The organism is Adhaeribacter aquaticus DSM 16391 (genome assembly GCF_000473365.1).
In the GTDB taxonomy this organism is placed as follows: domain Bacteria; phylum Bacteroidota; class Bacteroidia; order Cytophagales; family Hymenobacteraceae; genus Adhaeribacter; species Adhaeribacter aquaticus.
Window position 1 is genome coordinate 2,695,945 of sequence record NZ_KI421517.1, and the last position, 23,602, is coordinate 2,719,546.

The 23,602-nt window shown below is 40.0% G+C and carries 31 protein-coding genes; 10 read left to right on the plus strand and 21 right to left on the minus strand.

Annotation, left to right across the window (positions count from 1 at the left end):
- From ADHAQ_RS28345 to ADHAQ_RS0114000, 10 genes are all read right to left on the minus strand, one after another.
- Positions 1 to 426, minus strand: a 426-nt coding sequence (locus ADHAQ_RS28345; protein WP_026463464.1) for a hypothetical protein, incomplete at its 3' end; no start/stop codon positions are given.
- The gene (locus ADHAQ_RS0113960) at positions 426 to 1,133 is read right to left on the minus strand and encodes a hypothetical protein (RefSeq protein ID WP_026463465.1); all 708 of its coding nucleotides are present in this window, start codon (positions 1,131 to 1,133) and stop codon (positions 426 to 428) included. The genes ADHAQ_RS0113960 and ADHAQ_RS28345, both read right to left, overlap by 1 nt.
- Positions 1,120 to 1,527 carry a hypothetical protein gene (locus ADHAQ_RS0113965; protein WP_026463466.1) on the minus strand — a complete coding sequence of 136 codons (408 nt, stop codon included), beginning with the start codon at positions 1,525 to 1,527 and terminating at the stop codon, positions 1,120 to 1,122. The genes ADHAQ_RS0113960 and ADHAQ_RS0113965 overlap by 14 nt, the downstream gene beginning before the upstream one ends.
- A complete protein-coding gene (locus tag ADHAQ_RS0113970) occupies positions 1,527 to 1,733 on the minus strand; it encodes a hypothetical protein (protein WP_026463467.1) in 207 nt (68 codons plus the stop codon). The genes ADHAQ_RS0113965 and ADHAQ_RS0113970 overlap by 1 nt, the downstream gene beginning before the upstream one ends.
- A 2-nt stretch (positions 1,734 to 1,735) precedes the next feature.
- Positions 1,736 to 2,149: a hypothetical protein gene (locus tag ADHAQ_RS0113975; RefSeq protein ID WP_026463468.1), complete on the minus strand. Its 414-nt coding sequence runs from the start codon at positions 2,147 to 2,149 to the stop codon at positions 1,736 to 1,738.
- The gene (locus ADHAQ_RS0113980) at positions 2,149 to 4,530 is read right to left on the minus strand and encodes a hypothetical protein (RefSeq protein WP_026463469.1); all 2,382 of its coding nucleotides are present in this window, start codon (positions 4,528 to 4,530) and stop codon (positions 2,149 to 2,151) included. Before ADHAQ_RS0113980 ends, ADHAQ_RS0113975 begins: the two co-directional genes overlap by 1 nt.
- The gene (locus tag ADHAQ_RS0113985; protein ID WP_026463470.1) at positions 4,530 to 5,825 is read right to left on the minus strand and encodes a hypothetical protein; all 1,296 of its coding nucleotides are present in this window, start codon (positions 5,823 to 5,825) and stop codon (positions 4,530 to 4,532) included. Before ADHAQ_RS0113985 ends, ADHAQ_RS0113980 begins: the two co-directional genes overlap by 1 nt.
- 54 nt (positions 5,826 to 5,879) lie before the next feature.
- Positions 5,880 to 7,877, minus strand: coding sequence for a phage tail family protein (locus tag ADHAQ_RS0113990; protein ID WP_026463471.1), 1,998 nt, complete (start codon positions 7,875 to 7,877; stop codon positions 5,880 to 5,882).
- The gene (locus tag ADHAQ_RS27855) at positions 7,870 to 8,352 is read right to left on the minus strand and encodes a hypothetical protein (protein ID WP_051359927.1); all 483 of its coding nucleotides are present in this window, start codon (positions 8,350 to 8,352) and stop codon (positions 7,870 to 7,872) included. Before ADHAQ_RS27855 ends, ADHAQ_RS0113990 begins: the two co-directional genes overlap by 8 nt.
- 48 nt (positions 8,353 to 8,400) lie before the next feature.
- Positions 8,401 to 8,727 carry a hypothetical protein gene (locus ADHAQ_RS0114000; RefSeq protein ID WP_034256822.1) on the minus strand — a complete coding sequence of 109 codons (327 nt, stop codon included), beginning with the start codon at positions 8,725 to 8,727 and terminating at the stop codon, positions 8,401 to 8,403.
- A 143-nt stretch (positions 8,728 to 8,870) separates the two neighbouring features.
- Here ADHAQ_RS0114000 and ADHAQ_RS0114005 point away from each other — a divergent pair, with 143 nt between their 5' ends.
- The 6 genes from ADHAQ_RS0114005 (at position 8,871) to ADHAQ_RS0114040 (ending at position 12,365) form a co-directional block, all read left to right on the plus strand.
- Entirely contained in the window at positions 8,871 to 9,668 is a 798-nt protein-coding gene (locus tag ADHAQ_RS0114005) for a hypothetical protein (RefSeq protein WP_026463474.1), read from the plus strand.
- A 273-nt stretch (positions 9,669 to 9,941) separates the two neighbouring features.
- Complete coding sequence (locus ADHAQ_RS0114010) at positions 9,942 to 10,142, plus strand: hypothetical protein (protein ID WP_026463475.1); 201 nt, start codon at positions 9,942 to 9,944, stop codon at positions 10,140 to 10,142.
- The gene (locus ADHAQ_RS0114015; RefSeq protein ID WP_026463476.1) at positions 10,142 to 10,501 is read left to right on the plus strand and encodes a hypothetical protein; all 360 of its coding nucleotides are present in this window, start codon (positions 10,142 to 10,144) and stop codon (positions 10,499 to 10,501) included. The genes ADHAQ_RS0114010 and ADHAQ_RS0114015 overlap by 1 nt, the downstream gene beginning before the upstream one ends.
- A 648-nt stretch (positions 10,502 to 11,149) precedes the next feature.
- Positions 11,150 to 11,518 (plus strand): hypothetical protein, encoded by a 369-nt coding sequence (locus ADHAQ_RS0114025; RefSeq protein ID WP_026463478.1) that lies wholly within the window; start codon positions 11,150 to 11,152, stop codon positions 11,516 to 11,518.
- A 122-nt stretch (positions 11,519 to 11,640) separates the two neighbouring features.
- Positions 11,641 to 11,937 (plus strand): hypothetical protein, encoded by a 297-nt coding sequence (locus ADHAQ_RS0114035; protein ID WP_026463479.1) that lies wholly within the window; start codon positions 11,641 to 11,643, stop codon positions 11,935 to 11,937.
- A gap of 35 nt (positions 11,938 to 11,972) precedes the next feature.
- A complete protein-coding gene (locus tag ADHAQ_RS0114040; RefSeq protein ID WP_026463480.1) occupies positions 11,973 to 12,365 on the plus strand; it encodes a hypothetical protein in 393 nt (130 codons plus the stop codon).
- A gap of 91 nt (positions 12,366 to 12,456) precedes the next feature.
- Here ADHAQ_RS0114040 and ADHAQ_RS0114045 read toward each other — a convergent pair whose 3' ends face one another.
- Positions 12,457 to 12,645, minus strand: a complete 189-nt coding sequence (locus tag ADHAQ_RS0114045; RefSeq protein WP_026463481.1) for a hypothetical protein — start codon at positions 12,643 to 12,645, stop codon at positions 12,457 to 12,459.
- A gap of 51 nt (positions 12,646 to 12,696) precedes the next feature.
- Entirely contained in the window at positions 12,697 to 18,660 is a 5,964-nt protein-coding gene (locus tag ADHAQ_RS0114050) for a hypothetical protein (protein ID WP_026463482.1), read from the minus strand.
- Between the two features lie 186 nt (positions 18,661 to 18,846).
- Between ADHAQ_RS0114050 and ADHAQ_RS0114055 the strand changes: the two genes are divergently transcribed.
- The 4 genes from ADHAQ_RS0114055 (at position 18,847) to ADHAQ_RS0114070 (ending at position 20,174) form a co-directional block, all read left to right on the plus strand.
- Complete coding sequence (locus tag ADHAQ_RS0114055) at positions 18,847 to 19,140, plus strand: type II toxin-antitoxin system HigB family toxin (protein WP_026463483.1); 294 nt, start codon at positions 18,847 to 18,849, stop codon at positions 19,138 to 19,140.
- A gap of 46 nt (positions 19,141 to 19,186) precedes the next feature.
- Positions 19,187 to 19,552: a helix-turn-helix domain-containing protein gene (locus tag ADHAQ_RS0114060; protein WP_026463484.1), complete on the plus strand. Its 366-nt coding sequence runs from the start codon at positions 19,187 to 19,189 to the stop codon at positions 19,550 to 19,552.
- Between the two features lie 40 nt (positions 19,553 to 19,592).
- On the plus strand, positions 19,593 to 19,832 hold the full coding sequence (locus tag ADHAQ_RS0114065) for a hypothetical protein (RefSeq protein ID WP_026463485.1): 240 nt from the start codon (positions 19,593 to 19,595) through the stop codon (positions 19,830 to 19,832).
- Between the two features lie 132 nt (positions 19,833 to 19,964).
- Positions 19,965 to 20,174 carry a hypothetical protein gene (locus tag ADHAQ_RS0114070; RefSeq protein ID WP_026463486.1) on the plus strand — a complete coding sequence of 70 codons (210 nt, stop codon included), beginning with the start codon at positions 19,965 to 19,967 and terminating at the stop codon, positions 20,172 to 20,174.
- An 18-nt stretch (positions 20,175 to 20,192) separates the two neighbouring features.
- Here ADHAQ_RS0114070 and ADHAQ_RS28130 read toward each other — a convergent pair whose 3' ends face one another.
- The 9 genes from ADHAQ_RS28130 to ADHAQ_RS0114115 form a co-directional block, all read right to left on the minus strand.
- Positions 20,193 to 20,357: a hypothetical protein gene (locus tag ADHAQ_RS28130; RefSeq protein WP_157433421.1), complete on the minus strand. Its 165-nt coding sequence runs from the start codon at positions 20,355 to 20,357 to the stop codon at positions 20,193 to 20,195.
- Between the two features lie 41 nt (positions 20,358 to 20,398).
- Positions 20,399 to 20,926 carry a hypothetical protein gene (locus ADHAQ_RS0114080; RefSeq protein ID WP_026463487.1) on the minus strand — a complete coding sequence of 176 codons (528 nt, stop codon included), beginning with the start codon at positions 20,924 to 20,926 and terminating at the stop codon, positions 20,399 to 20,401.
- Positions 20,927 to 20,991: 65 nt separating this feature from the next.
- Positions 20,992 to 21,171, minus strand: coding sequence for a hypothetical protein (locus tag ADHAQ_RS0114085; RefSeq protein ID WP_026463488.1), 180 nt, complete (start codon positions 21,169 to 21,171; stop codon positions 20,992 to 20,994).
- Positions 21,172 to 21,261: 90 nt separating this feature from the next.
- Positions 21,262 to 21,768, minus strand: coding sequence for a hypothetical protein (locus ADHAQ_RS0114090; RefSeq protein ID WP_026463489.1), 507 nt, complete (start codon positions 21,766 to 21,768; stop codon positions 21,262 to 21,264).
- A 31-nt stretch (positions 21,769 to 21,799) separates the two neighbouring features.
- The gene (locus tag ADHAQ_RS0114095; protein ID WP_026463490.1) at positions 21,800 to 22,234 is read right to left on the minus strand and encodes a hypothetical protein; all 435 of its coding nucleotides are present in this window, start codon (positions 22,232 to 22,234) and stop codon (positions 21,800 to 21,802) included.
- Positions 22,231 to 22,689 (minus strand): hypothetical protein, encoded by a 459-nt coding sequence (locus ADHAQ_RS0114100; protein ID WP_026463491.1) that lies wholly within the window; start codon positions 22,687 to 22,689, stop codon positions 22,231 to 22,233. Before ADHAQ_RS0114100 ends, ADHAQ_RS0114095 begins: the two co-directional genes overlap by 4 nt.
- Positions 22,680 to 23,060 carry a hypothetical protein gene (locus ADHAQ_RS0114105; protein WP_026463492.1) on the minus strand — a complete coding sequence of 127 codons (381 nt, stop codon included), beginning with the start codon at positions 23,058 to 23,060 and terminating at the stop codon, positions 22,680 to 22,682. Before ADHAQ_RS0114105 ends, ADHAQ_RS0114100 begins: the two co-directional genes overlap by 10 nt.
- Complete coding sequence (locus tag ADHAQ_RS0114110; protein WP_026463493.1) at positions 23,054 to 23,350, minus strand: DUF6706 family protein; 297 nt, start codon at positions 23,348 to 23,350, stop codon at positions 23,054 to 23,056. The genes ADHAQ_RS0114105 and ADHAQ_RS0114110 overlap by 7 nt, the downstream gene beginning before the upstream one ends.
- Positions 23,350 to 23,601, minus strand: coding sequence for a hypothetical protein (locus ADHAQ_RS0114115; protein ID WP_026463494.1), 252 nt, complete (start codon positions 23,599 to 23,601; stop codon positions 23,350 to 23,352). Before ADHAQ_RS0114115 ends, ADHAQ_RS0114110 begins: the two co-directional genes overlap by 1 nt.
- Between the last annotated feature and the right edge of the window lies 1 nt (position 23,602).

Genomic DNA, 23,602 nt, shown 5'->3' on the forward strand with positions numbered 1-23,602 from the left:
CCTCCTTTCGTAATGCTCCGGTTTCCCCGAATAAACGGTGGTATTATAAGCCGCCAAAGTGGCAGCTAACAAGGTAGTATCTAAATGAATCGTTACTGCCCCATTCCGTTTAGAGAGTACCTGCACCCGTACATCGGAAATATTGGATTCACTTTTTAAACGAAAGATAAAAACCCCGATTGCATTAATCGTTTTGGCAGACTTGCCAAAGAACCAGCTCATTTGGTGCCGGGCAACCGTTCCGCTACTTCTTAATAGTAAATTATAATCACTTACCTGCTGTATTCTCGGTGTATACAAGGTTCCGGTTAAAGCTGTTTTATTAGCTTCTACTGTGTTCTTAGCAATATCATCGTAATTGTGTTTGGTTAGCTGAAACTCACCGTCAGCTTTTAACTTGTTATTAAGTCTTTCTCCTGCTCCCATTATAACCAGAATAATTCTTTTAAAGGTTTCCCCGGTGTGTACATATAAACAATATCATTATCCCGGTTACTATCTATTTCTACCGTAATCAATCTTGGTTGACTACCCGTAGCTAAAGCTTGTGCCGCTCCTGTTGTTGTCACTGTGTGTTCCTCAAACCGGCTTACTAAACCTGTTAAAGCACTACTGGCATTACTAGCCGCTGTTTGCAATTGCGCATGCACATCAACGCCTTCCGCAAAGTTTTGCAGGATAGCTAAGGCTTCTCTAAGGTTGTTAACTGCATTATTCTCATCTCCTTCTCCCGGGCCAATGAGTTCCAGCACCCCAGCTAATGCCTGATTAGTGGTAGTAATAGTCTCTTTTAAGGAAGCAATGGTATCAGTGGTATTATTACCTTTTATAGCATCTACTAAAGCTTTTGCAGCATTAGCTGCGGCGGTTAGTATTCCATTTCGGTAGGATTCTTTTATAGTAACCGTTTCAACCCCTTCTACCGTGGTTTTATCGAAATTATCATCTGAAAATATCAGGTCATGCAGTACTCCCTTTTTAATCTTTGGCCCTGCTTCTGTCTCTTCCAGAATAATCTCAACAAGCTCATTATGCTTTTCTTTTACCTCGGTAGCATCTTTAGCATTCCAACCATTAGAGCCATAAGGTTTAATTTGGGTTTTATCGGGGTATGTTATTTTAGGTAGCGCCATGTTCTTTTCTAGTTAGGACTTTACTGTAAAGGAATTCAAATACCACATGAAAGAAGACTTTCGCTAGTATGCTGAATAAGAGTGGGTAAATCGGATTGATTTTCTGAGCCGAACAGTAAACACCTAACTGGAAGAAGCACACCATGCCCCCGAAAAAGCAAGCATACTGAATGAGATTAGCCAGGTGCCAGGCATCCGTAAGGGCAACAAAAAACGTAGAAGAACCCCAAAATTTTTCGCCTTGGGCTTTGTCTCCGTTCTTCCATTTTGCTTCTCCAGAGTTAGACCAGAAAGGCCCGTTATAAATTATTTTACCGTGAGCTATGGCATCAGCCAGGGCTTTCATTGCCCCAGCCAATACCACCAGAAAGATTATTAAGGAAGCGAACACCATTACTTAATCCGCTTTAAATTCCAGATAACAGATATAACTGCGGCGGCTATACTGGCGCCAATTACCCAAAGCGTACTAGTTGCAAAACCATCGTTGCTGTTGCCTTCTATTGCCAGGGTAATTAAGGCGCCCAGGATCAGCCATAACACCCAATTGTGTAAAGAGCCTATGGCTTTCAAGAATAATAAGTCTAATATCTTTTTCATGGTTACTCTTCTGTTATTGTTTCAGGATAATTGGCCGGTTCGTCCTCTACCGGGTTAAAGTACTTTGGTTTGCCTTGAGATTTAAGTAACCCATCAAGTAACAAAGGTTTGATGATGGGCAACCCTAGTGTGGCCTCGAAGTAGTCATAATCCCACCGGCTCAAAGTAAACTCTACCGTTTTCTGCGTTTTCAACTCTCCGTTCGGGTCTAGTAATTGCTGCATAAACCCTACCCTAATCAGTTTCCCTTTTTCCCGAATAAGCAGGAATTCAAACTCATAGCGGTATTGCCAGCCTGCCGCCGTAGGTTCTTCTAACTGGGTAACACCTGCTCCTATAGTAATGGTTTGTCCGTCAACACTATAGGTATTAGTAGGCATGTTCTGAATTAAATCGCGTATTTGTTCTGTTGTCATTAAACAATTTCTGTTCTGGTTACCGGGAAGCCTTCGCTATCCGCTACTGTTTCCCCAATTAATTTTCCGGTAGTTGTTTTATGAGAAATATTATAGCCGACATAGGATCCGGTAATGATTTTGTCACTAATGGATACTGTTATCTGATTATCATTGAAGGTTGCTCCTGGGCTAATAGTTAAGGTTCTAACATGCGTCCCAAAATTGTTTCCGGTGACGTTTTGCGCTTGGATTTGAATTTGATTATTGATAGGATTTGCTCTAACCAATTTCATAACATTCCGGCTAAATCCGTTTGCAAAGGCGCTACCTACAATGTGATTCAAATGGTTGTACTTGCAGTTGTCTCCGAACGTATTTAAATAAACATCTTCCCCCCAATTGTCTTCAAAGCCATTCCCTACCGTGTTGGCCTGGAAAAGATCATAGGTGTTGGAAAGGAAGTTAGGGCCGGAGGTATTACCAGAGCAGTAGTCTTTAAACCGGTTTACATTAAAGTTATACCGGGCGATATTATTATTGAAAAAATTCCCACTGGTGTTGGAGATGGTGCGGCTGGCAAAACAATTCCCGGACATGCTGTTACCAAAGTTGTTATTGGCCACATCAAACCCCCAACTGTTATTTACTATGGAATTACCAAAATTATTATTGCGGAGTCCTGAGTCATTAATGCCGTACGGGTGAACGTTGCCACTTGCATCATTACCGAAATTGTTATTAAAGGAATAACTACCGAAATAATTACTATTAGCCCGTTTCCCGAACTGGTTGCGGTTTATATTACTTCCCCAAAAAATATTATTAAATGAATTGTCGCCTAAGTAGTTTTCGTAGATTGTCGCGCCATCGTCGGTTGCTATAAAAATATTCCCGCCATACGGGTTGTTGGACGGGTTTTTACCAAGCTTTATGTTTACAATTTTGCCAATATTCCCCTTTTCTAGTATGCCGTTATGGGTAGTATTGAAGGTATAAAAATCCAGACTATCACTAGTAAAATTGCTAAAAGTATAGCGGCCAATTCTTGCCGTTCCACCGCCTGTGAAACAGCAATACCCGCCGTTATCTGTAACTACCATAATTAAGGCCCACCACTCATTTGAATAAGCTAAACCTAAAGTAAATCCAACATCAGGGCTTAAAATTGGATCGTTGCCAATATTGCCTGATTTTCGGGAGGCATAAATATGCCCATTAGAACCTCTGCGAACTGCACCAAGTCCATAAGTTACCCCACTATTCCAGTCTAATACATTAGCCGGGTTTAACTTGTGTTTAACCGCCAGAAAATCAAATTCAGCCTCGTTGCCGCTTACCGGGTCGCGCCGCAACTCAATTTTACCTTTACGGGGGGTTATGTTGTCTTCACAAACCTGATTGTTAAAGTCAAATTCAATGTAATGATTTGAATACGTTGAACTCCATGCCTGTTTTGCAAAACTGTTACTACTGGTTGCCAACAGGGTTATTTCTTCGGTTGGGCCGGTTACGATTTCGCTTGTGCCGGTTTTAAAATGGATGGTTTGAAAATCAAGGACAGTATAATAGCGGTGAACCAGTAAACTACTGGCATTTTTCAGGGCGTTAATCTCTTCAAAAGTACCCTTTAAAGCCCCAGCAATACTTGTTACAAAATCTGGGTTAAGCTTATTAACCGGCACATCATTTACGATGCTTCCATCAGGCAACTCGTAATCTTCTGTTTCCTGTATAAATTGAGTTTTATCCCAATAAGGAGATTGCAGATACTTCCTAAAGAGCACCATGTTAGGCGCTCTTTTAGAATCCCTTTTAAGGTCCGGCACTTCCGGCAGTTCGGCATCTAAATCGGTGTACCTAACATATTGGGCCCCATTTATATTTTCACTCCCAAAGGTTTCTGCACACGCCAAATTCTGCGCTCCTGCTAAAGAGAAAGGAGCAGAAGAATTAACAAAGTAGAACTTACCCGGAACAAGGGCATTAAAAGCATTAATGGGCCGCGTAGGCATCCAGCTTAACCAACCCGTTCCGCTGGTATTTAAAGTATATAAAACCGTAGTATTCCCTAAAGAGGAGCCTAAACTGGTTGTTTCCCCGGCAAAAAGAAATTGAGATAAACCCTCTGGAATATCAGCACTTGCGGCTCCTGTAGCACATACAACTATTTGCGCATCGGGTAAAGTAAAATCCCGGTAAGCTTCGATCAGGTAAAACGTATCTCTTTCTAAACTTCCGAAGGCATTAATAGTCCGGCCCGGTTGCCAGCTCTCCCAGCCCGTACGCACCAGATTTATCCGGTAGATGCCTTTTACCGCAATACCCCAGGAAACGCTGTTTAACGGGATACTCGCCCCGTTAAAAACAAACTGATTAAACCCTTTCCGGATGGTTCCCATTACCCTATACTGACCTCCTGATTCTGTAAGCCACCCGGCACATGATACATCGTTCCGTTATAAGTAAAAGCACACGGTTGCCCGATAGCGCCGGCGTTAAAATCTACAAGGCCAATCATTAGGTTATTCTGCCAGAAAATTGGCATAGAAGCGGGGAATGGCGGATTGCTAGGCACGGGAGCATTAAAATGAAAGGCTGTACTGGCCTCACTATCCAGCGCAAAACTTACCCCACCAACTGATTGGCCCGGGAAAAGGATCGTATTGTAGCTATTAGCAGGAGGTGTATATTCTACCTTTACCAGGCTGTCCCAGGTATCCGTAACTGAAGTACCCATTAACCTTACAGAAATCTGGTAATCACCGTTAGGAACGTTGGAAAATACATTAGAGGTCTGGTAGGTTATACCATCCCTGGAATATTCGATTGCCTTATTGGTATTGTAAGGCGTAGCCAGTACCGTAATGCTATTATTGTATGGTGTAACATTGGTAATCTCTACCGATTCTGGGAGGGTTGGAGGTACATAGGTTATGGTGATCGCCTGGTCACTGGTAGCTGTAAAAGCTGTACCAACAAGACGAGCCATAATTTTATTGGTGTAGGTACCATCCGCTACATTCTCAAAAACGGGAGAAGATTGATAGGTTGCCCCGGAATTAATACTGTATTGCAAATCATAACCAGGCGTACCAGATGCAGTAATGGTTATTTTACGGTCAACCGCTGTTACGTCGCTAATGCTTATTGTAGGCGTAGCCCCACCATTAACTGTCGCAACATTTACCGTACTTCCTGGATACCCATAGGCGTAGAAAACACCGTTTAGCAGCACGGCAACCCGGTTATCAAATTGGGGCATTAAGGTGGGCTGAACGGTAAGATTCAGATCGAACGTAAAAACAATTACGCTTACATTCTCATACCGCCGACTGGCCTTGTTGCCGTTACTGGCGCCTTCGTACTTTACCGAATAGTCTTTAGAGTGGTCCACATTGTGCCAGGTCTGCCAACCCGGCTTGCAGATCTCCGCTTCAAAGGCCTGCTTTTTGGTGTAGAATTCTGTTTTGCTGTTTGCTACAATAAAACATTTTAACCGGATTTGCTTGCTGTCAAAATTCAAGCCTTCCGACAAATCGAAATCCCTACCGGACTCCTCCGGCCAACTGTGGCTTAAAACTTCTTTAATAGGAAAAGGAGTGTCAAACTCTCCCAATCCATCTTCCACAGCAATACCAAAGACATCAAATAAGTCTTTTCCGTTAAGTTTATGTCGGTTAGAAGCTGCTGCCATATCTAATTATAAAGCAACATACTTTTTAATAAACCTGCTTTTATAAGCTCTTACCTATCCGAAGAGTACAGAAGGTAAAAAGGGTAACTTGTTTGCATAAGTTCTGGCTCCAATAAAGAACCTGGCTCCGGACAAATCCACAAACTTAATTTCATTGCCGTTTACCATACTGCCATCCGGGCGTTTAGCAGAAATAAATGCTTCCCCGGTAACGGTTACCCGCATCATAGCCTGACCGGCATAACCCGACAGCGTATCTATATAAACAGGGAAGGTAGTCTCCTGGCCAGGGGTAAACTCAGCTGGTAATTGGAAAGGAGAATACGGTGATCCAGCATTGTTTTGTAAGAAACTACCCGCCAGGTAAACATTGTTGGAAAGGTCTTTCCAATAGACGGGGCGGGAAGCGGTAACAGATCCGAATACCTGCCCCAATGGTGCTGCCCGGTAGCCTGTTTTAAAAACAATCTCCCGTTGCATACCTAAAACAGTTACCGAGCCGGCCTTATCAAACCGGGACATATCAAGTTTATTTTTGATCTGTTCCACCTTCTGTTCTACCTTCTGTTTTACAATGGGCGGGAGCGTAACATGTTCAGCCAGGGTAATGGATAAATAGCGGTGTGGCTCGTGCAAATCCCGCTCGTAAGCTGTTATCCTTGGATTAATATCTACGCCTAAAGGTTCATCTACCACGTGTACATAATCGCCCAAGGTTAAGGCAATACCGGAACGTTTAAAATGTAGCGGGTCTGGTACAACTTCGTAAATTACCCGGGGTACGCTGTTCTCATCCAGATACCGCTGCGCCTTTTCCTGAAGTTCCATTTCTGCTAAATCAATATAATTTTGCGGTAAGGTTATTTCCGTAACGATATACTGATCGCCCCGCGCTGGTTTTAATGTAAGCGAGGGAACCTGCAAGGCTTTTTCCTGCTTGTTATCGTTTATAACAAAGGTTTTGGTAATATTATTAAAGGAGGCATTTTCAAATTCATACCCAGCCAACGCTCCGGTATTAAAAACAATCTTAGGAGAAGTACCGTCGGGTAAGAGGTAATTATTGACATTAAATTCTAAGGTAGAATCTGAGAAGGTATTGGGATCAACTACATTGGTAACCGTACCTACCCGGTTAGGGAAAACATCCTCAAAAATAATTGACTGTTCAATTATGCCATATTTGTCAATATTCTTTTCCAAAGCCCAACCGGCGGATGCTGGTAGTTTAATGCGGTTGGAATAATTGCGGTAATCGCCGGGAATATTACGGGTTCCTCCTTCTACAATTAAACGGGTAACAATATTGGTGTTACTAACGCTCTGCCTGCGTAAGGCATATAATCCTTTCCCTTTCCCATATTCAAAGGTCAGGCCAGAGGTTTTGGCTCTTTTGGTCAGGTGAATTACTTTATCAATAATCCACCATTCCAGATCAAATTCTACGGCAAAGGTGGAAAGAGCTGCTAGACAATTTAACCCGGAAAAGGATAAGGTTTTTGTTTCGGTTAAATCTACGACACCTTTTACCCAGCCCCCACCATTGCGGGCGGTGTTCCGGATAAGTACATCCATGAAGGCATCAGCGGTACCGGTTAAGGAAAAATCAACGGTTTTAAATTCGTTATTTTCGTTTAAGAAATAATACCCGGTCTTGGCCAGGTCATAAGCTTCAGATTCAAATTGCAGGTTATAGGTATACTTTAAAACGCCGCTGCTATCTTCCTTTTCGTATACTGGTAGTTGATTTAATTGATAACGTTTACGGTAAACAATTACATAATCCCCAATCCGGAAGTCTACCGGCTGGGGTAAGGTAAAAGAAAAGGTAACAAAATCCCCGGCCATGATGGCTTCTTTTACCACTCCTTCCGGCCGGACCGTTATAACTACCGTGTCGCCTCTTTTGATCTCGTAATCCATGCCTACAATTAAAACACATTGCTGAAATAGTTTTTGTTTTTTAGGTGGTATTTGGCAAGAGGTAAGCGATTTAGCAGCAAACACAAAAAAGGCCTGAACTACTGCCCAGACCTTTTTAGGTTTATTCATTCTGATATTCCCTGAAATCCCGGTTTAACTCATAGGTTAAAAAGTAGTAGTAAAAAGTTGCTTTGTGGAATTTAGTTAAAGCCTTTTCACCAGAAAGCATTTCGGATAAAGTCGCCTTATCAATACCAACCTGTTTAATAATATCGTTTCGGGAAAGTCCTAATTCCTGCATGCGCTCGTTTATCCATTCTTGTGTTACCTGGTTTAATGGCGGCACATAAATAACTGGCACGAAGTAAAGTTTAAACTTTCTTTCCAGTGGTGTAAATAAGGCGCCGGCTCGGCTAACGAGCTGCTTCTGGTTCAGGATATAATTGTTCTTAAGTTCTTTTTGCTCTACGTGGATCCGTATAGTTTTCTCATTCACCTCCAGTATGTCAACGGCAATACCAGCATAAGCGCGTAGTTTATCACTGGAAACCTGAATGAGTTCCCGCACTTCATTATCTATGTCTAATAAATTTAAATTTCTCATGGCTAATAATATTTTATATATAAAGGTTGGGGCCGGAGCCCCTTCCTGTTAAAGTTTGATTTCTTCTAAGTTTGTCAGGTCGAAGATTGCTAGTTGTTCCTGCTCTCTGCCAAACTCAATTGCTTCTTTTCGGCTTCTGAATACTTTGCAGCTATCAAAGTAATACTGGTTGTTTTCGGTGTTTAACCAGCCTCCTACAATCTGATCGTGAGCCTGTGCGTGGGTGATAACGATTTTAAGGCCTTCAGTACCAAATGAGTTTTGGGTTTCTTTGTAGGCCACTACTACCCCGAATTTAACCTGGTTAGCAGTCCGGATGTTGAAAGTAAATCCGAATGGATTCTCTTTTGCAATTTGTAATAAGGTTTCTAACATAGTTGAGATTTTTAATGCCTCCCGGCGTGATTGATGATATAAAGTTACACAAAAGTTCGTTACTTGCAAACTTTTAAGGTTATAATTTTAATATTTATTCCTGCTATATTTGAATATAAATTCATTGCTAACCGGTACTTGAAATGGCTGAAAACATAAGCGATATCGCTAAACGTTCTATAATTGAACATCCAGAGCACTATTTTAATGCTCAAAAAAAATCTTTAGAGCAAAAACTCGATGGTGTAAAACTTACCCCGGAGGAGGAGTCAGAAATTATAAAATCTAAAACCACAAAAACTATAAGAGACAAAATATTAGGTCTATTTAAGGTAGGGGAAGTTATTCAAACAGTATTAAACTGGAATGAGGATATAGATAATGAATTGAAAGGTGTTAAAAAGGATTATTTATTAAACATTTACTTTGATAAAGTAGACCATACTCAAGAATCGGTTGTTAAACTCACTAAGCTGCTTACTAGCCCTGCCGGCAACACCTTATTTAATAAGATATTAAGGATACTAGATAATACACCACCAGACATTGAATTATCAAACCATTTAGCCAATGTCTTGAAGAATATTACTAATTCTGATTTTGAGAAGTTATTCTCTGAACAAAAGTTCGCGTTAAGTCAAATTGAACAACTCTCACCGCAAGCGCTAACTATTTTAACAGATAATAAGAATTGGCCAATAGTTTCATTACAAATGTCAACTACAATGGGTACAAAAATTGTATCTGAATGGTATATGGAATTTACAAGGGATTATGGGAATGCAAAAAGCATTCATGATCATAGTTACCATGAAAGGATTATTCACTCAATAAATGAATTAATAAATAACAGGTTTATTGAGGCACATAAAATAGGGAATGACACGGCTAAAGTAACTTGTACTAATTTAGGGACCCAATTAATAAAATATCTTACTTAGAACAGGACGAGTCGTTAAGCCATTTATAAAATAAAAGGCTCTTCTTAAGAGACTTCATTAATAATCCTATCTACCATTAACTCATATTAAAAAGTATGCTTTAAGTGATAAGGCAAGTGTGAAGAATTGGTATAATATGGTAAACTATGGTAAATATTTGTAAACTTTTTGTATAATAGTATTGTATAATATTATACATTTGTACAACACAACAATAATAACAATAACAGTATTTTAGTTAAGTTATTATTATCAAATAATATCAATAAAGAAATGGAACCATTAAATGATATAACTATTGCCTCCTTGGTTTTATCTTCCATGGTAGCAGGATTTAGTATCTTGAAAATGGTATTGTCCTCTTCTAAATCCAAAAACATTAAGATCACCAGAAAAGATACAGGTAAATCTGTAACAATATCTAAAGAGTTTAATTTTAATGACAGTAAAAAGCTTTTAGATATTCTTAATTAATGGCCAACTCCCCAGAAGGGAAAGCGAAAGCTGAAAAAACTGGTGTTTCTATTGGGCTTTCTTCACTCTTTGCTACTTTATCTACACTAATACCAGATGAAACATTACGACAGGTGGCAGTACTACTATCACCTCCACTAGGTCATGGTGTAAGCTTTTTGATTCGTAACGGGATCCAATATTTTAATCACAAACGAGCCTGTAGATATTTGGAAGGAATTATTGCCAAATACGAACAGCAATTAAATGATCCAAATATAACCACAACTCGCCGCAAGGAAATTCAAAAAATTTTAGATAAGTATACAGAAAAGCTTGAAAAGACTCATTTAGATAATCTCAATATAAAATTTGAATAAATTATAAACAAAAAAGTCACTCTAACCAGTGGCTTTTTTAATTTCCCCCTTCTTTCCCTACTTTAGTAACCAATCCCAATCCCGCTAACCCCTGATTTATATTTCTCAAATTGAATTACCATTAGTGGTTTTTTTTACTGGTGAAAGTAAACTAAGGATATTTATAGTTTACTTTCGATCTCCAAAGTAAACTAAGAGAATTTATAGTTTACTTTTATAGACTTTTTTGAAAATTTAGTTTTAAAATACAATTTAGCACTTAAAGCTGGTTTCAAATCTTTTTATACATTTAAATCTAATTACAAAACCTTGCTCTATTATGAGACTTTTACGCCCGGAACCATTTCAATTCCCTAGTAATATAATGAGGGGCCAATTGTTTTATAATTTTGATGTTACCGATATATTCCACCCTAACATTCCCTTTCGAAAAGCTTTTCAGGGGTTGTCAATAGGAACCGCTACTGAGGTTTTCTATATGGGGGAAATACCACCACCAGAAGGAGATAGCGTTTTATATTTCGGGACCCAAAATCATATTAATAATTGTGTCAATAATGCTGAAACCATTAATCTTAAGTTAAAAAACCTTTTAGGTAAACTTATTATAAACCGAGAATTAAGGGCACCATAGTCAAAATGGACTTCATGACGCGAAGAGATACCTTAAGTGAATTTTTAAAGAAATGGGAGCCTTTGAAACAAATACCTCACTTTGACACAGCAAGAAAATTAAAGAACCTTACAAAGCTTTTCCACAGCTTTATAATTGATAGGAATATTTACACCCATGGAGGATTATTTTTATTAGTACCAGATAAAATACTTTTAATTGAGCATGTAGAAAATGGCGAAACCGTTTTTAGCCAAATTAATTCTCAAATCCTCTTATCTTACAACAAAGCATATCAATTGCTTCTGACATTTTTAAGCCTTATTGAAGGGCTCTATTATGGGGCAGATGAAGAACGAATTGAGAGTATATTAAACAATTATAACACCATACTTAATTCTTAATCAAACCAACCCCCAATAACATGAAACACCAAACCAAACTCCTTTTAGCCTTGTGGCTGTTGCTACCATTGGGATTAATGGTAAAAGAGGGCGCAGCTAATTTCAAAACCCAAAAATAAAATATGAATATAGATGATCGATTAAAAATTATAAAGACAAGTTGGGAATTGCATAGCCAGGTTGAAGCTAGTTACATGGATAATCCAGCAAAACTTGGAGATGATGGATGGCTGGAGAAACAACGCACGCTACTTGCTGATATGGCGCTACACCTTTTGCAAACTTCAATAAACCCAGGAGAAATAAAACTAGATAAACTGCGGAATAATATCCATGCAATTTTAACTATTTCTGATCAGTTTTTACCTAATGCTGGCCTTAAGAAGGCAACTGAAAAACTATATGAAGACCAGGAATAACTGGTATAAAACCGATTGCCCAGACAACCAATAACATGAAACACTTATTATTAATCCTTTTCACAATCTTTTGCTTCGGGTGTGAAAAGGAAACAAAGATAGATGGGATACAATTTCCTAAAACAGAACTTGCTAATACAACCTGGAAGAGGTTTAGCTTTAAGGCAGTAGTTAGCAGGGAGGATGTTTATGAATTTTTACACTTTACAAATGCAAACACAGTTGAGATGTATTCCGCCGATATTGACGGGAAAAATATAATTAACGGTAAAAGGGTTTACCCCTATAAATTAACCCTTAGCAAAAGAAATATAGATAGTTTTGAAGTTTTTTATCCAAACGGCAAAAGCGAAATGGGTGGAACCACGCAAGATGTTAACGTTATTGTTTTTGGGATTGGGGATTACAAATACGACAGAGTTCCTTAATAAAGCCAGATTCCATAAAAAAAGCCCCCTTTAATCAGGGCGCTTTTAATACCGTTTTGAAAATTAATTATTTAACTTAAAAAAATAAAAATCAAACCTTTACTGATATCCTAACAGCAATTTCTTTAAGTTGGTATTCGTTGTTTTTGTCATAATTACCTTGCTCAATTGTATCAATCCGACTTACAAGTAAACCGGATTTAACTTGAAAATCCTTTATTAAGCTCATAATGTCTTTTTCAAGTTTAATTCTTTCTTGGATTAGTTCTTCTACTGTCATAATTAATCTTTTTTTACAATATTAAATTTAGCTTTAAAATAGTTATTCTTTTTATCCCCTTCCAAATCCATTGGCATTTAAGGCATTACTACCGGATGTCTGATTTTTCTCTATATTCTTAAGAGTAGTAGCCATATTGTTAATAGCATCTGTGTTTTTAACAATTTGTGCTGCTGCTGTCGCTGTCATCCCGGTATTTTGTGCTATTTCCTTGTGATAAGATAGGGCTTGTATTGAAATTTGTAGTTGGTCATATACACTAAGAGCAATCCGCTCATTTGAACCTGCTATTTGAGCCGTATTATTAGCCACCTCAAGCATACCTGGTATAGAGAATGTGTTATTGCCTGCTGCTGGAATATTTGCCGTACCTGGGCTTATAATGGCGGCCAGAATTTGTTTTGCTGTTTGACTTATATCTATAATTCCCAAGCGCATACCGGACAGTTGGCCGGCGATTATTTCGGCTGTTTGTTGCGACATTCTCTCGATACCACCTTGCAAGGAGTTGGCGTTGCTATTAGTAGGGTCAGCAAAATCTATCCCGGCCAATTTCTGCAATTCTGCAAACTTCTTTTCCGCATTGGTAAGAATCTCCTTATATATTCTTTCAAGGTCTTCTATTTCTCCAGCATCCAACCCTCCATCGCTGTCACTTGCTTTTGCAAAATCATCATAAAACCGTTTAAGAGGGCCTTCTAATGCCTGCATTTTTAAACTCTCAATAATAGAGTTCTTCATTAGATCCTTAAAGGTATCGGCAAAGAATTTGGCCCTTTGTTCCGCATTTTTGAAGCCTTGCTTAAAACCATCAGCCATGGAATCCACTATAGATCCGAATGTTGTACCGGTTAGTACCTCCTGCAATTTGGCTTTATACTGCTCTACCTGTTCTTCCAGTTCTTGATATTTAGCAATTAACTCCTTTAATTCCTCAACTTGACCCGACAAGGAACCACTGGCTAAGTCTTTCTGAATTTCATTGATTACTTTCCTGTTTGCTTCTAAAGCTGCCTCTATCGTATCTAATCCACCTTCAACAGGGCGACTCGTGCCCCGGCCTGTTTGGTTTATGAGGTCATTTAAATTCTTTAAAGCAATGGCATAGCTTTGTATTTCCTGCTCTCCTCTACGGCGGCCTTGGACTGTAATATTTAATTTTAGGTTGGTAAGGTCGCTTATCGTTTTCCGGAATTGGATATTAATCAAATTAAGCTGGTCCTTATAAGAAGTTATTTTATCAACCCCTAAAGCTCTCTCTATAGCTCTAGCCTGATCAGATAATAAGCGGGACATTTCCTGCAAGACAGATTTAGTTTTTTCTAACGCTATCTGTTGTCTTTTGGCAGCCGCCTCTCTTTTTTCATCTGAACGATCCATTAAGTCTACCAGTCCGGATATCACACCTATTGAACCGGTAAGAACGGCAAGCGGGTCTTTTGATGCTAAGCCTGCAAATATGGCACCTGCACTACTGGCAATACCAGAAAATGTATTTAAAGCTTTTCCTGCCTCGACATCAATCTTGGATACCAGGTTAGCTGCCGCATTTAAAAGCACAGATACTTTTTGTAATCTTTCTGCTATTTCACCAAACCCTTTTTCGGCTTTATCTATTTCTTCATTTACTCCCGCTAATTTATCCCGCAATTCTGCCGCTGTTTCGGGTGTAGTTAGGGAGCTAGACAAAGCTTTTTCAATTCTTTGTTTTTCCTTTTTTAAATTAGCCAGGTAAGCTCCATCTGTTTTGAATTTTAGCTTTAATTCTAATGTACCTAACTGTTTTTCTAAATTTTGCCGTACTTCTGGACCTATATTTATATCAGCAAGAGCAAGATTTATCTTGGCTATATCGGCTTCAATTTCCTCCATACTGGAATCGTCTAAACCAAGGGTAAAGGTTAAACCTGATAATTCAGCTTCTAAATCTGTTCTAAAAGTGTCGGGTATTAGATTATTTCCTTTCGTAAGCTCTAATACTTTTTTAGTTGCTTCAATTTGTGCTTTTAATTCAGCCTTGGTGTAGTCAATAGCTTGCTTGCTGGCATCCTGATAAATCTTAGTCTTTTTAAGGGCTGCATCGGCGGCATTATTTATTTCGACTTGCATTAACCGATTAAGTTCCTGAATCTCCCGATCTACATTCTGGTTTGGTTTTGTATTTCGAAGTTCTTGTGCCAGTTTAGCAAATTTAGCTATGATAGTTGCTCGTTGTTGTTCAAATGTAGCCGTAGCTACCAAAGCCTCTTGTAGATTTTGGGTACGTAACTTCCGCTCCTGTTCCCAATATGCCTTAGATTCATTTTTAAGCATATCAAATTTCTGCTGTTCTGCAGGGGTTAAGTTTTTGGACGTATCCATTTTAGCTAATTCACTTTCAACATAAGCCCCGTAATTATCAAACGCTTTCTTATCGTAAGCAAATCTTTTATCCGCTTCTTCTTTACCTACTACCAGTTTAAAGTTTTCGTATTCCTGGAATATGCCTTTTTGCCTTTCCATCTCGATTTTTAACTTTTCCGTTTCCTGTTTATACACCAGGTCGGCCGTGGCTTTTACCCGTAACTCTTCTAACCTGGCAACAGGTATTTTAATTTTATTTTTTGGATCACGGTTAAACTTCCCGATCTCATTAGCCATTTTCTTAAATTCATCCTGCAGCTGTTCATTGGCTAATTCATCCGGAGACAAGTTCTTGGCGTTATACTTGGTTTCTAACTCAGCTAACTTTTGAAGTAAGGCAATACGCTGTTCATAGGACCTGTTATCTAAAGCCTGTCCTTTGGCCTTTTCCTTGATCTCGTACCCTTCCAGTAATTTATTTACCTCTTTAAGCCTAACCTGCAACCTCCCAATTTCTTTATCATTAGGGGCTAAGCTGCCAATCTTTTTGCGTAAGCCTTCCTGAATTTGTTTTAAATCTTCCTCATCCGTAGCCATATCCACCAACTTCTTATAGTTGGTGTCTACATCGGACAAGAGCTTCCCAAATTCAGCATTCCCATTTCTCCGTAATACCTCTAGCTGATTGGTGTAATCATCAACCTGTTTCTGGTATTTCTTTCTGGTCGCATCATCGTCGGTGTTTTGCAAATTTTCCTGAGCCTTGGCCAATCTTTCTTCAGCTTCAGCAATAGTCAGATTACCCCGGTTAATGCGCTCTTTTTTCTCGAACTCCCGGTTTTGCTCCTTAATGGTTTGTAGTACATTTTTCGCTGCCTGTAGTTCTTCTCCAGCCTGTTTAGCCATCCGATCCGCCCGGCCTCCATCCAAACCACTATTAGAAGTAGCCGCAGTTCTTTGGGCTTGCTCGTAAGCTTTAGAAAGATCAGCTACCTTTTTTATCTGGTCATTAATAATTCTTTGTCTTTGGTCGGCATTAGCTTTATCAAATTTTAACTGGTCGGTTGCCCTTTTGGTAAGAGCGCCTATTACCTGGTCGTTTGCTCCCTGTGGGTTTGCTAAGCGGGTAAAGAAACCAGCTATTGATTTTTTAGCGTTATCCCAGGTAGCAGACATCCGGTTGGTTTTATCCGCCAAGGTGTCAACTTCAACCCCCGCTTCTCCCATTTCCCGGCGCATAATACGACCTACAGCTTCCGCCATAGTGCCACCAGCTTTCATTTCTTCCCGTACCGCTTTTTGAGAAATACCCAGGTTATCAATAATCCGCAAGGATTCTTTCCCCAGTCCTTCTACAATGTCGTCGGTCATTTTTTCAACCGATTCACCAGTTTCCTTTGCCCGGGTGGATGCAAACAATAAGTAAGTACCCATATCTTTCAATGGGATGTTGAGGTTATTGGCTTTTACGGTAAGCCTTTCCAGTTCAAAATCACTGACAAAGCCTTTTGTCTCCTTCCGTAATTTCTCTAAATAGGTAGCATCACCAATTTTGGAAAAGGCCCGATCAACTCCGGACGCTTTTACAGAAACACCTACTAACTCCCGGCCAAAGTCTACTAGGGTATCCACCAACCCCACCAGGCCAAAAGCACCGGCAATGTTTACCAAAGTGCCCCTAAACTGACTTAATTTGTTATTGTTTTTTTCTATAGCATTACCTACAGCATCAAACCCGGTTCTGCCGGCATTATGGGCTCGGGTAAGTCTGGTTTCTACATCCTCCAGCTTTTTATTGTACTTGGTAATATTATCCGGGTCGGTAGCAGTTGCAATCGCATTTTTATAAAGCTGGGCAGCGCGTTCTAACCGGCCAATGATGCTTAGTTGTTCCTTCAGAGGCCTGCCCCACCGGTCATACCCTTCAGCCCCGGCATTTTTCATCTGCTGAATTTCTTTCTGAAGCTTTTTGATTTCCGCAGTATATTGTTTTATAATTCCCGGATCCGTTGCTTTTCGAACAATGGCTTCATAGGAGGCCATTTCTATTTCAATGGATTCAATGGACTTCCGGAATTGTTGGGCGCTGGCTGCTGATTTATTGAAATTACCCGAACTGTCTAAATTGTTCAGGATATTTTTAAGAGTAGTTAATTCCTGTTCCAGCTCCGCAATACTAGCTTTCATTTCGCCACCTACTGAAACATCAATTTTAGATGAGGTGGGCAAGTTTTGATAAGCAGCTTTTAGCTTGGCAATCTCTTTTGTTCTTTCCTTGATTAACTCCGTTCCGGACTTTTGAAATTCTGCATTCAGGCGAATAGCATCGCTTTGTTTTTGGTAGGCAACCAGTAAGTCCCGTTCCTGATCTTCCAGGTTTTGCAGACTTTTGCCGTAAGTATCAACATCAATGGCGGCTGACTTCAAATTAGATTCTAAATCAATTTTAGACACCTTAACATTAGCCAGCTCCTTTTGGATGGTTAGAAGGCTACGGTACTGGTCTTTCAGCTGAACCACTCCCTGAATTTTAGCAGCCGTCTCATTACTGACGCCGCTACCGGTATCCTTTAAAGCGGCATTTAACCCTTCTACTTCACCTTTTAATTTTTCAATGCTGCTGGCCAGGGCTAAACCTCTGTTGCTACCTTTATCTTCTTCTGAAAGCTGGCTGTAAGAAAGTTTTAAGGATTCCAGTTTAGCTATCTGATCTTCCACATTAGCAGTAGCAATTTTCTGAATGTCCTCATTTTTGAGCAAAGAAGCGGCCCGGTCATCAATGGAATTGGTCAGCGCCAATTCTTTTTCATTTAAGGAGCTTAAAGCTGTTTCATATGCCTGAATATCTTCTGCAACTTTATCAAAATCAGTTGTAAGATTAAGTTTAGCAGACCTTGTTTCTTCCAGCTCCGCCAGTTCCTTTTTAAGGGTCTCCAGTTGTTCCATTTTTTCTGGCAACAAACCAAAGTCTACTTCAAAGGATAGTCCATCTGTACCCTGGATCTCATCCGCAACGCGTTTAAATTCTTCCAGTTGCTGTACTTTGCCGGCCAGATTATTAAAAGCATTATTACTCAGCGAGCGAAAAGCTCCTTCTAAGCTCTTTAACTCTTGTTTGGCATTAGCAATGTTGTTTTGCAAGGATTTACCCTTGTCACCACCTTGCTCTGCTGTGGACAGCTTTAAATAGGCCTGTTCTAACTGTTCTAATTGCCTGCGTTTAGCTGTAATAGCAGCTGTTCCGGCTTTCTGTAAAGAGTCTGACTTGGATAGTTGTATGCTAACTTCAGCCATGGTCTTGGCCAGCTTCTGCTCTTCCTGAACGATCTCAGCTAATTTAGCCCGGAAAACATCCTGACCCGTATTCCCTTTAGCAAAAGCTGCATTCAGGTCCTCTTTATCTTTTTTGAGCTTATTTAAAGCAGCCTCCAGCTTTTGAAACGCCTTAACCTGTAAGGCTGTTTCTGCATCCAGATTTTTATTAACTCCCGGGTTTTGGAGCAATAACTTATTGTACTCGGTTTGCTTTTTGATACCAACTTCAAAACGCTTCATTTCGGCATCCTGCAACGCCTTTGTTTTTCGAAGGATATTTTCAATGCCTTTATCAAAGTCTTTATCTTCGATTTGGGCTGTGAATGTTAACGGGGCGCCATTTATTTCTACTGCCATGCCTAGTTTGATATAGTTCCCCCAATTTCAGGAATACTCAGCAGGCGCTTTTGATTAAGTAGTGGTAACTGGTTAGAGGTAAGGAGAAAATATTTAAGCACCAATAAATTAATATATCACTTATTAGTTGTCCATTTGACAACTTGGTATTATCTTTGACGTATAATACTTGAAACAGCAGAATAGATGAATGTTATTAGCTACCCCACAATAAAAGAATTTTTTGAGGGAAATGCAGCTTCAAAATCATATCTTTTAGACTGGTATCACACAACTAAAAAAGCTAATTGGAACAATGTTAACGAAATGCGTTTAGACTTTCCAAGTGCTGAAATGGTAGTTGATAACAAGGTAGTTTTTAATATTAAGGCCAATGATTTTCGCTTGGTGGCTATTGTTTTATTTAAGGCTAAAAGGGTACAAATAATCTTTATCGGAACCCATGCCGATTATAGCAAAGTAAAAATAAAAGACCTTTAAAAGAGGCCTTTATAAATTAAGATTTAACCGTTATAATGACTTTAAGATGGATTCTCTATTAATCAAAACAGAAGCTGATTACCAGGCAGCATTAAAAAGAATCCGGCAATTAGGTGAGCCGGAAGAAGGGACCGCTGAGTATGAACAAGCAGAAATTCTAACCATGCAACTGGTTAAATATGAAGAAGAAAACTATCCAGCGGAGGAACTTGACCCAATTGAATACCTGAAAATTAGAATGGAGGTATTAGGATTAACTCAAAATGACCTGGTGCCTTATTTTGGAAATAAAGGCAATGTATCCAAGGTGCTTAATCGCAAAAGAGATTTAAGCCTTAACAATATCCGGGCACTATATAAAGGTTTACGGCTCTCACTGGAGGTTCTGGTTAAAGAACCGACCCATGCCTAGCTATTAACTAATATTTAAAGAGCCTGTAAAGAAGAATAAAATGGATTTAGATCAACTAAAAGTATCAATACCAGAAGTAAGGGAAGAGAAGGTAAAATTAGAGCGCAATATTGTAAAGTTGCTACATGAATTCTATGATAAAACAGGTGTGCTGCCTGATAATATTACTTACAAGTCAGAATTATTTTATGTTGAAGAAAGCTCTGCCCCAATAGATATTAGGGTTGAGGTAAACGTGGAATTAAATATTAAAATAAACTCTAATGAAGGACAACAATAACAATCCAGAATAATAACGTAACTCTAATCAAAAAGAGGATATAATGCGAATGAGCTTTTTATAGAATCTGATGTTCATCCTTTGGCTGTAGATTTAAAGTATCAGTATTTTTAAATATCAAAATCTAAAATTATGAGTAATTCAATTATAAAATTTAATGTTCATAGTTGTAAATATGAAACAATAGTTGGTGATAATGACGATAGTTTAAAGCTTATTGAGGGTAAACTTTCTAAAGTCGAGCCACAACAATTATACAATATGTTACGAGTTTTAAATGACCAAAAAGAACTTTATTTGCTTAGGGAAGATAATGGGATAATGGAATATGTAGTTTTATAAAGCTTATAATAAATCTGACTACCCAACCCCCAATAGTTTATCCAGTTCACTATCCTCCATATCATCCGCATTTACCACATCCGGGCCTTTAGGTTTCGGAGTTTCTTTGGGAGAATCTTTATCATCGGAGGTATCAGACTGCGGAATAGTCGCTAGGTAAGCATTAACTTTTACCCAGGACATTTCCCATAAAACAGCCTCTTCACTCCATTTCCAGTATTTGGCTATGCTTCCGATAAGTCCGAACGGGCTATTATCTCCGCGTTCTCCGCTGGGCTTGCCTTTAGGCTTAGGATGTCGGCTCCACGGGCCAAGGCAATAGAATTGGTAAAAGTTGTTAAATCTAACTTCTGAATCACATAAACCAGTACCGATAGCAACTCCTGATCATTGAAGTCCCACCGGATCCGGTTTAATAAAGCTTTGCTGGGCTCTTCCCGGCTGTTCTGCAAGGCAACTGCCACCACGTAGATAATGGTATCAATATGGTTAATTAAAAGCGTGTGCATGTCCTTTAAAGAACGCTCATTCAGGTTTACAATATCTGAAGGTATCTCCAATACCGCCTTGCTAACCCGGTACGCATTGCCCACTTTTAGGCGGTATATTTTATACTCCCGCTTGGCTGGTAGCAGCTTGTATTTCATCAGTAGCTCTTGCCACCTATTGCGGGGTTTAACGGATACGGTTAACACATCCGGCGTATCGACCAGGTTATCTACTACCTGCTTTAAAACTTCTTTATCTTCCATTGTTCTGATAAACACAAAACGCCTAGCATCAACCTAGGCGTTTTATTTAAATGTTCAAACTGTGGTTATTTTGCGGGGCCGTCCCCTTCTTTTTTTTTATCTGCATAAGTAGCCCGACCAGCTGATACTTCCCAATCAGCTACCTGCTGGCTTACTTCTACTTCCTCGCCTTTTTTGGCGGTTATAATTGTACCATTATCAGAAAGTGATACATCTTCCGATACTTTTATTTTAGCTTTTGCCATTTTTATAAATTTAAAAGATGAAAAATACAGGGCGTGCTATCCGACTATAGAAATGTTGTTTCAGCTGTACACCAGGTTACTTCCCCAATATTATGACTGGTAACCCATTACAATCGGAGAAACACCCGCTTTGTCCGGAATAAGGATGGTGCCAGTAAAGTCAATCCGGCCAGCATCCGTTTTGTTAATATTAATATTCAAACGGGGCACAATGGAAACTTTGGCCATGTCGTAACGCTTGTTATTTTTAGTGTTTACCCGAACGGATAGTATAACCGCGTTAATATTGGCCGGGGCATTCCAGACTTTAGCTGCGCCAGATCCGGATACTGTGCCTCCGAAAGCAGCTTGTAAAGCTTCCGGCTCGGTGTTGTAAGTAGACCAGGCAACCCGCTTGGCGCCGGCAGTACTTTGGGAAATAATAGCGGTGTCGCTTTCCTCAATAAAAATTTCCGATAAGGTTCCTTCCTCGGTGGTAATGGAGAATGAATCCGACACGGTGTAGCCGAATTTTTCAGTCAGGGCGATGCTCATGCCACCATCGGCAGCAGGCGCTCCTGTTAATACTTGTGCTAAACCAAAGGTTACTTCTGGCATGACGTTATAATTTATTAGGTTAAAACTTCTTTTAGTGAATTGGAATATTTAATGCTTTAACAATCACCCTGAAATTGATAAAATGCTGGTTGTTTTCATCCCGAAACAAATTATCCTGCTGTACCTCAAAAACATAATCCCCAGCAGCGGACCATGTTTCTTTTAAAGCTTCGTTAGTCAGGGTGGCTAACTCCACTAAGCGATTTATATCCGGCTGACTTTCGTCAAAAGCCCCGTCAAAAGAAAGTCTCAGGTTAGGCACATACACGTTGACGTTCAACACACCTTCCTGTATGGTGGCCCGGTTAAGGGTTAAGGAGTTAATAACCACATCTTCCGCGCGAGAATTCGCAAGGCGCTGATAGAGGTATAATCTACCCGTAGGCTTCTTACTATTCGCAAACAACACACTGCCTTGCAGGTGCTGATGTAATATCCCAGCGGCTTCTAATGCAGTAGTTATCATTGTTTCCCTAATTCCTGTATGGCCTTCATCAGGTCATTTCGTGCTCTAATGCTCGCGCCCGTGATAACATCCCGTCCAAGGGCTGCTTCTAAATAACCAGCGTACTCCATTCCCGCAACTCCGATCAAGCAATAAGTGAAATTTTGATATTCACCTATCAGCGTCTCCAGAAATTGCCTCCCTGTTCTTGTTCCAGTAATCCGGTCAGTGCCAGTATCTGCTTGTTCAAAACCGCCGATTCCCATAATCTCTCCTTTATAGAGTACAGCAAAGCCGATGCTACTGCGTAAATTCCCGGTTACATCACCATAGTCTCCGTTTTCTCGGGCGTAGCCTACAAAGCTTTCACCAATGTAAGTGAGCCTGGATATAATGGCTTTGTGCATTTTCTGCTCTTTCCAGGCTTCCAGCGTACGCCTAACTTCCCGCTCATTAAAATTGGGAGTTAAAGCCATATCCGATTACCTAAAAATGGGTAGGGAAAAAACCTTTTAACCGTACCTTTCCCAATCAATTCATCTCCCTGGAAGATACTCACCTCCAGACCTTCCGGAATAGTCGGGCAATCCTTAGGCAGATAAATGTCCCAGGTGTATTTCACCTCCTGGCCATCCTCACTTTTATGAGTAGTTCCTGCGGCTACCGGCCAGGCCCGGCAACCAACCTGCATTTCCTCGCTATCGGCTTCCGGTATAACCCAATGCCCGAAGCTATTTTGAGTTGGCTCACTACCGCCAAAGGAGAACGGGAAAGCGTAAGGAAATCCACCTGCTACAGCACCGTTTATGCTGATAAATTTAAGGAGGTGAGGATACCGGATTACCATAAATGTGACGCATCCCGAATGGTAGGAACACCTACCGGTTGCTGTAATTTTTCTATCTGGAGAAGCCGGGCTTCTACCTTGTGCTTTACCGAAAGCGGGCCTTCGGTAAAATCTGGCAGGGATACCAAAACACGTAATAAATTTAATTCTGCCTGGGTTATTTCGTCTTTAGCAGCTGCGGAATAACTCGCATCGCCATCAATATCCATATCCAGGAGAACTTTTTCTATCAGCGTCTCATTGGGTACCTCTACCATCAGGCAGGAAACCAGGGCTTCTCTTTTAGTCATTACTCAGCTGGCTGTTTTTCGCCTTCGCCATCTCCCGAATCAGAATTTTCACCATCCGGATTTAAAAGCAAGCCTTGATCAAACAAGTTTTGCAGGCGCTTTTCATTAGCTACCGTGATCTCGTCACCCGGCTCCTGCATTACCTTTGTTTCGGCATTGCGGAAAGGTTTCAGAACTTCATAAGTAGCAGGTTTAGCGACTCTTTGAGGTGCATCCTCACCGGTGGTTTTATCTTTTTTCTTATCTGCCATG

Excerpts from the sequence above, each read along its gene's own strand:
- ADHAQ_RS0113960 (WP_026463465.1), bottom strand. The coding sequence starts at position 1,133 with ATGGCGCTACCTAAAATAACATACCCCGATAAAACCCAAATTAAACCT.
- ADHAQ_RS0113965 (WP_026463466.1), bottom strand. The coding sequence starts at position 1,527 with ATGGTGTTCGCTTCCTTAATAATCTTTCTGGTGGTATTGGCTGGGGCA.
- ADHAQ_RS0113970 (WP_026463467.1), bottom strand. The coding sequence starts at position 1,733 with ATGAAAAAGATATTAGACTTATTATTCTTGAAAGCCATAGGCTCTTTA.
- ADHAQ_RS0113975 (WP_026463468.1), bottom strand. The coding sequence starts at position 2,149 with ATGACAACAGAACAAATACGCGATTTAATTCAGAACATGCCTACTAAT.
- ADHAQ_RS0113980 (WP_026463469.1), bottom strand. The coding sequence starts at position 4,530 with ATGGGAACCATCCGGAAAGGGTTTAATCAGTTTGTTTTTAACGGGGCG.
- ADHAQ_RS0113985 (WP_026463470.1), bottom strand. The coding sequence starts at position 5,825 with ATGGCAGCAGCTTCTAACCGACATAAACTTAACGGAAAAGACTTATTT.
- ADHAQ_RS0113990 (WP_026463471.1), bottom strand. The coding sequence starts at position 7,877 with ATGAATAAACCTAAAAAGGTCTGGGCAGTAGTTCAGGCCTTTTTTGTG.
- ADHAQ_RS27855 (WP_051359927.1), bottom strand. The coding sequence starts at position 8,352 with ATGAGAAATTTAAATTTATTAGACATAGATAATGAAGTGCGGGAACTC.
- ADHAQ_RS0114000 (WP_034256822.1), bottom strand. The coding sequence starts at position 8,727 with ATGTTAGAAACCTTATTACAAATTGCAAAAGAGAATCCATTCGGATTT.
- ADHAQ_RS0114005 (WP_026463474.1), top strand. The coding sequence starts at position 8,871 with ATGGCTGAAAACATAAGCGATATCGCTAAACGTTCTATAATTGAACAT.
- ADHAQ_RS0114010 (WP_026463475.1), top strand. The coding sequence starts at position 9,942 with ATGGAACCATTAAATGATATAACTATTGCCTCCTTGGTTTTATCTTCC.
- ADHAQ_RS0114015 (WP_026463476.1), top strand. The coding sequence starts at position 10,142 with ATGGCCAACTCCCCAGAAGGGAAAGCGAAAGCTGAAAAAACTGGTGTT.
- ADHAQ_RS0114025 (WP_026463478.1), top strand. The coding sequence starts at position 11,150 with ATGACGCGAAGAGATACCTTAAGTGAATTTTTAAAGAAATGGGAGCCT.
- ADHAQ_RS0114035 (WP_026463479.1), top strand. The coding sequence starts at position 11,641 with ATGAATATAGATGATCGATTAAAAATTATAAAGACAAGTTGGGAATTG.
- ADHAQ_RS0114040 (WP_026463480.1), top strand. The coding sequence starts at position 11,973 with ATGAAACACTTATTATTAATCCTTTTCACAATCTTTTGCTTCGGGTGT.
- ADHAQ_RS0114045 (WP_026463481.1), bottom strand. The coding sequence starts at position 12,645 with ATGACAGTAGAAGAACTAATCCAAGAAAGAATTAAACTTGAAAAAGAC.
- ADHAQ_RS0114050 (WP_026463482.1), bottom strand. The coding sequence starts at position 18,660 with ATGGCAGTAGAAATAAATGGCGCCCCGTTAACATTCACAGCCCAAATC.
- ADHAQ_RS0114055 (WP_026463483.1), top strand. The coding sequence starts at position 18,847 with ATGAATGTTATTAGCTACCCCACAATAAAAGAATTTTTTGAGGGAAAT.
- ADHAQ_RS0114060 (WP_026463484.1), top strand. The coding sequence starts at position 19,187 with ATGGATTCTCTATTAATCAAAACAGAAGCTGATTACCAGGCAGCATTA.
- ADHAQ_RS0114065 (WP_026463485.1), top strand. The coding sequence starts at position 19,593 with ATGGATTTAGATCAACTAAAAGTATCAATACCAGAAGTAAGGGAAGAG.
- ADHAQ_RS0114070 (WP_026463486.1), top strand. The coding sequence starts at position 19,965 with ATGAGTAATTCAATTATAAAATTTAATGTTCATAGTTGTAAATATGAA.
- ADHAQ_RS28130 (WP_157433421.1), bottom strand. The coding sequence starts at position 20,357 with ATGTCCTGGGTAAAAGTTAATGCTTACCTAGCGACTATTCCGCAGTCT.
- ADHAQ_RS0114080 (WP_026463487.1), bottom strand. The coding sequence starts at position 20,926 with ATGGAAGATAAAGAAGTTTTAAAGCAGGTAGTAGATAACCTGGTCGAT.
- ADHAQ_RS0114085 (WP_026463488.1), bottom strand. The coding sequence starts at position 21,171 with ATGGCAAAAGCTAAAATAAAAGTATCGGAAGATGTATCACTTTCTGAT.
- ADHAQ_RS0114090 (WP_026463489.1), bottom strand. The coding sequence starts at position 21,768 with ATGCCAGAAGTAACCTTTGGTTTAGCACAAGTATTAACAGGAGCGCCT.
- ADHAQ_RS0114095 (WP_026463490.1), bottom strand. The coding sequence starts at position 22,234 with ATGATAACTACTGCATTAGAAGCCGCTGGGATATTACATCAGCACCTG.
- ADHAQ_RS0114100 (WP_026463491.1), bottom strand. The coding sequence starts at position 22,689 with ATGGCTTTAACTCCCAATTTTAATGAGCGGGAAGTTAGGCGTACGCTG.
- ADHAQ_RS0114105 (WP_026463492.1), bottom strand. The coding sequence starts at position 23,060 with ATGGTAATCCGGTATCCTCACCTCCTTAAATTTATCAGCATAAACGGT.
- ADHAQ_RS0114110 (WP_026463493.1), bottom strand. The coding sequence starts at position 23,350 with ATGACTAAAAGAGAAGCCCTGGTTTCCTGCCTGATGGTAGAGGTACCC.
- ADHAQ_RS0114115 (WP_026463494.1), bottom strand. The coding sequence starts at position 23,601 with ATGGCAGATAAGAAAAAAGATAAAACCACCGGTGAGGATGCACCTCAA.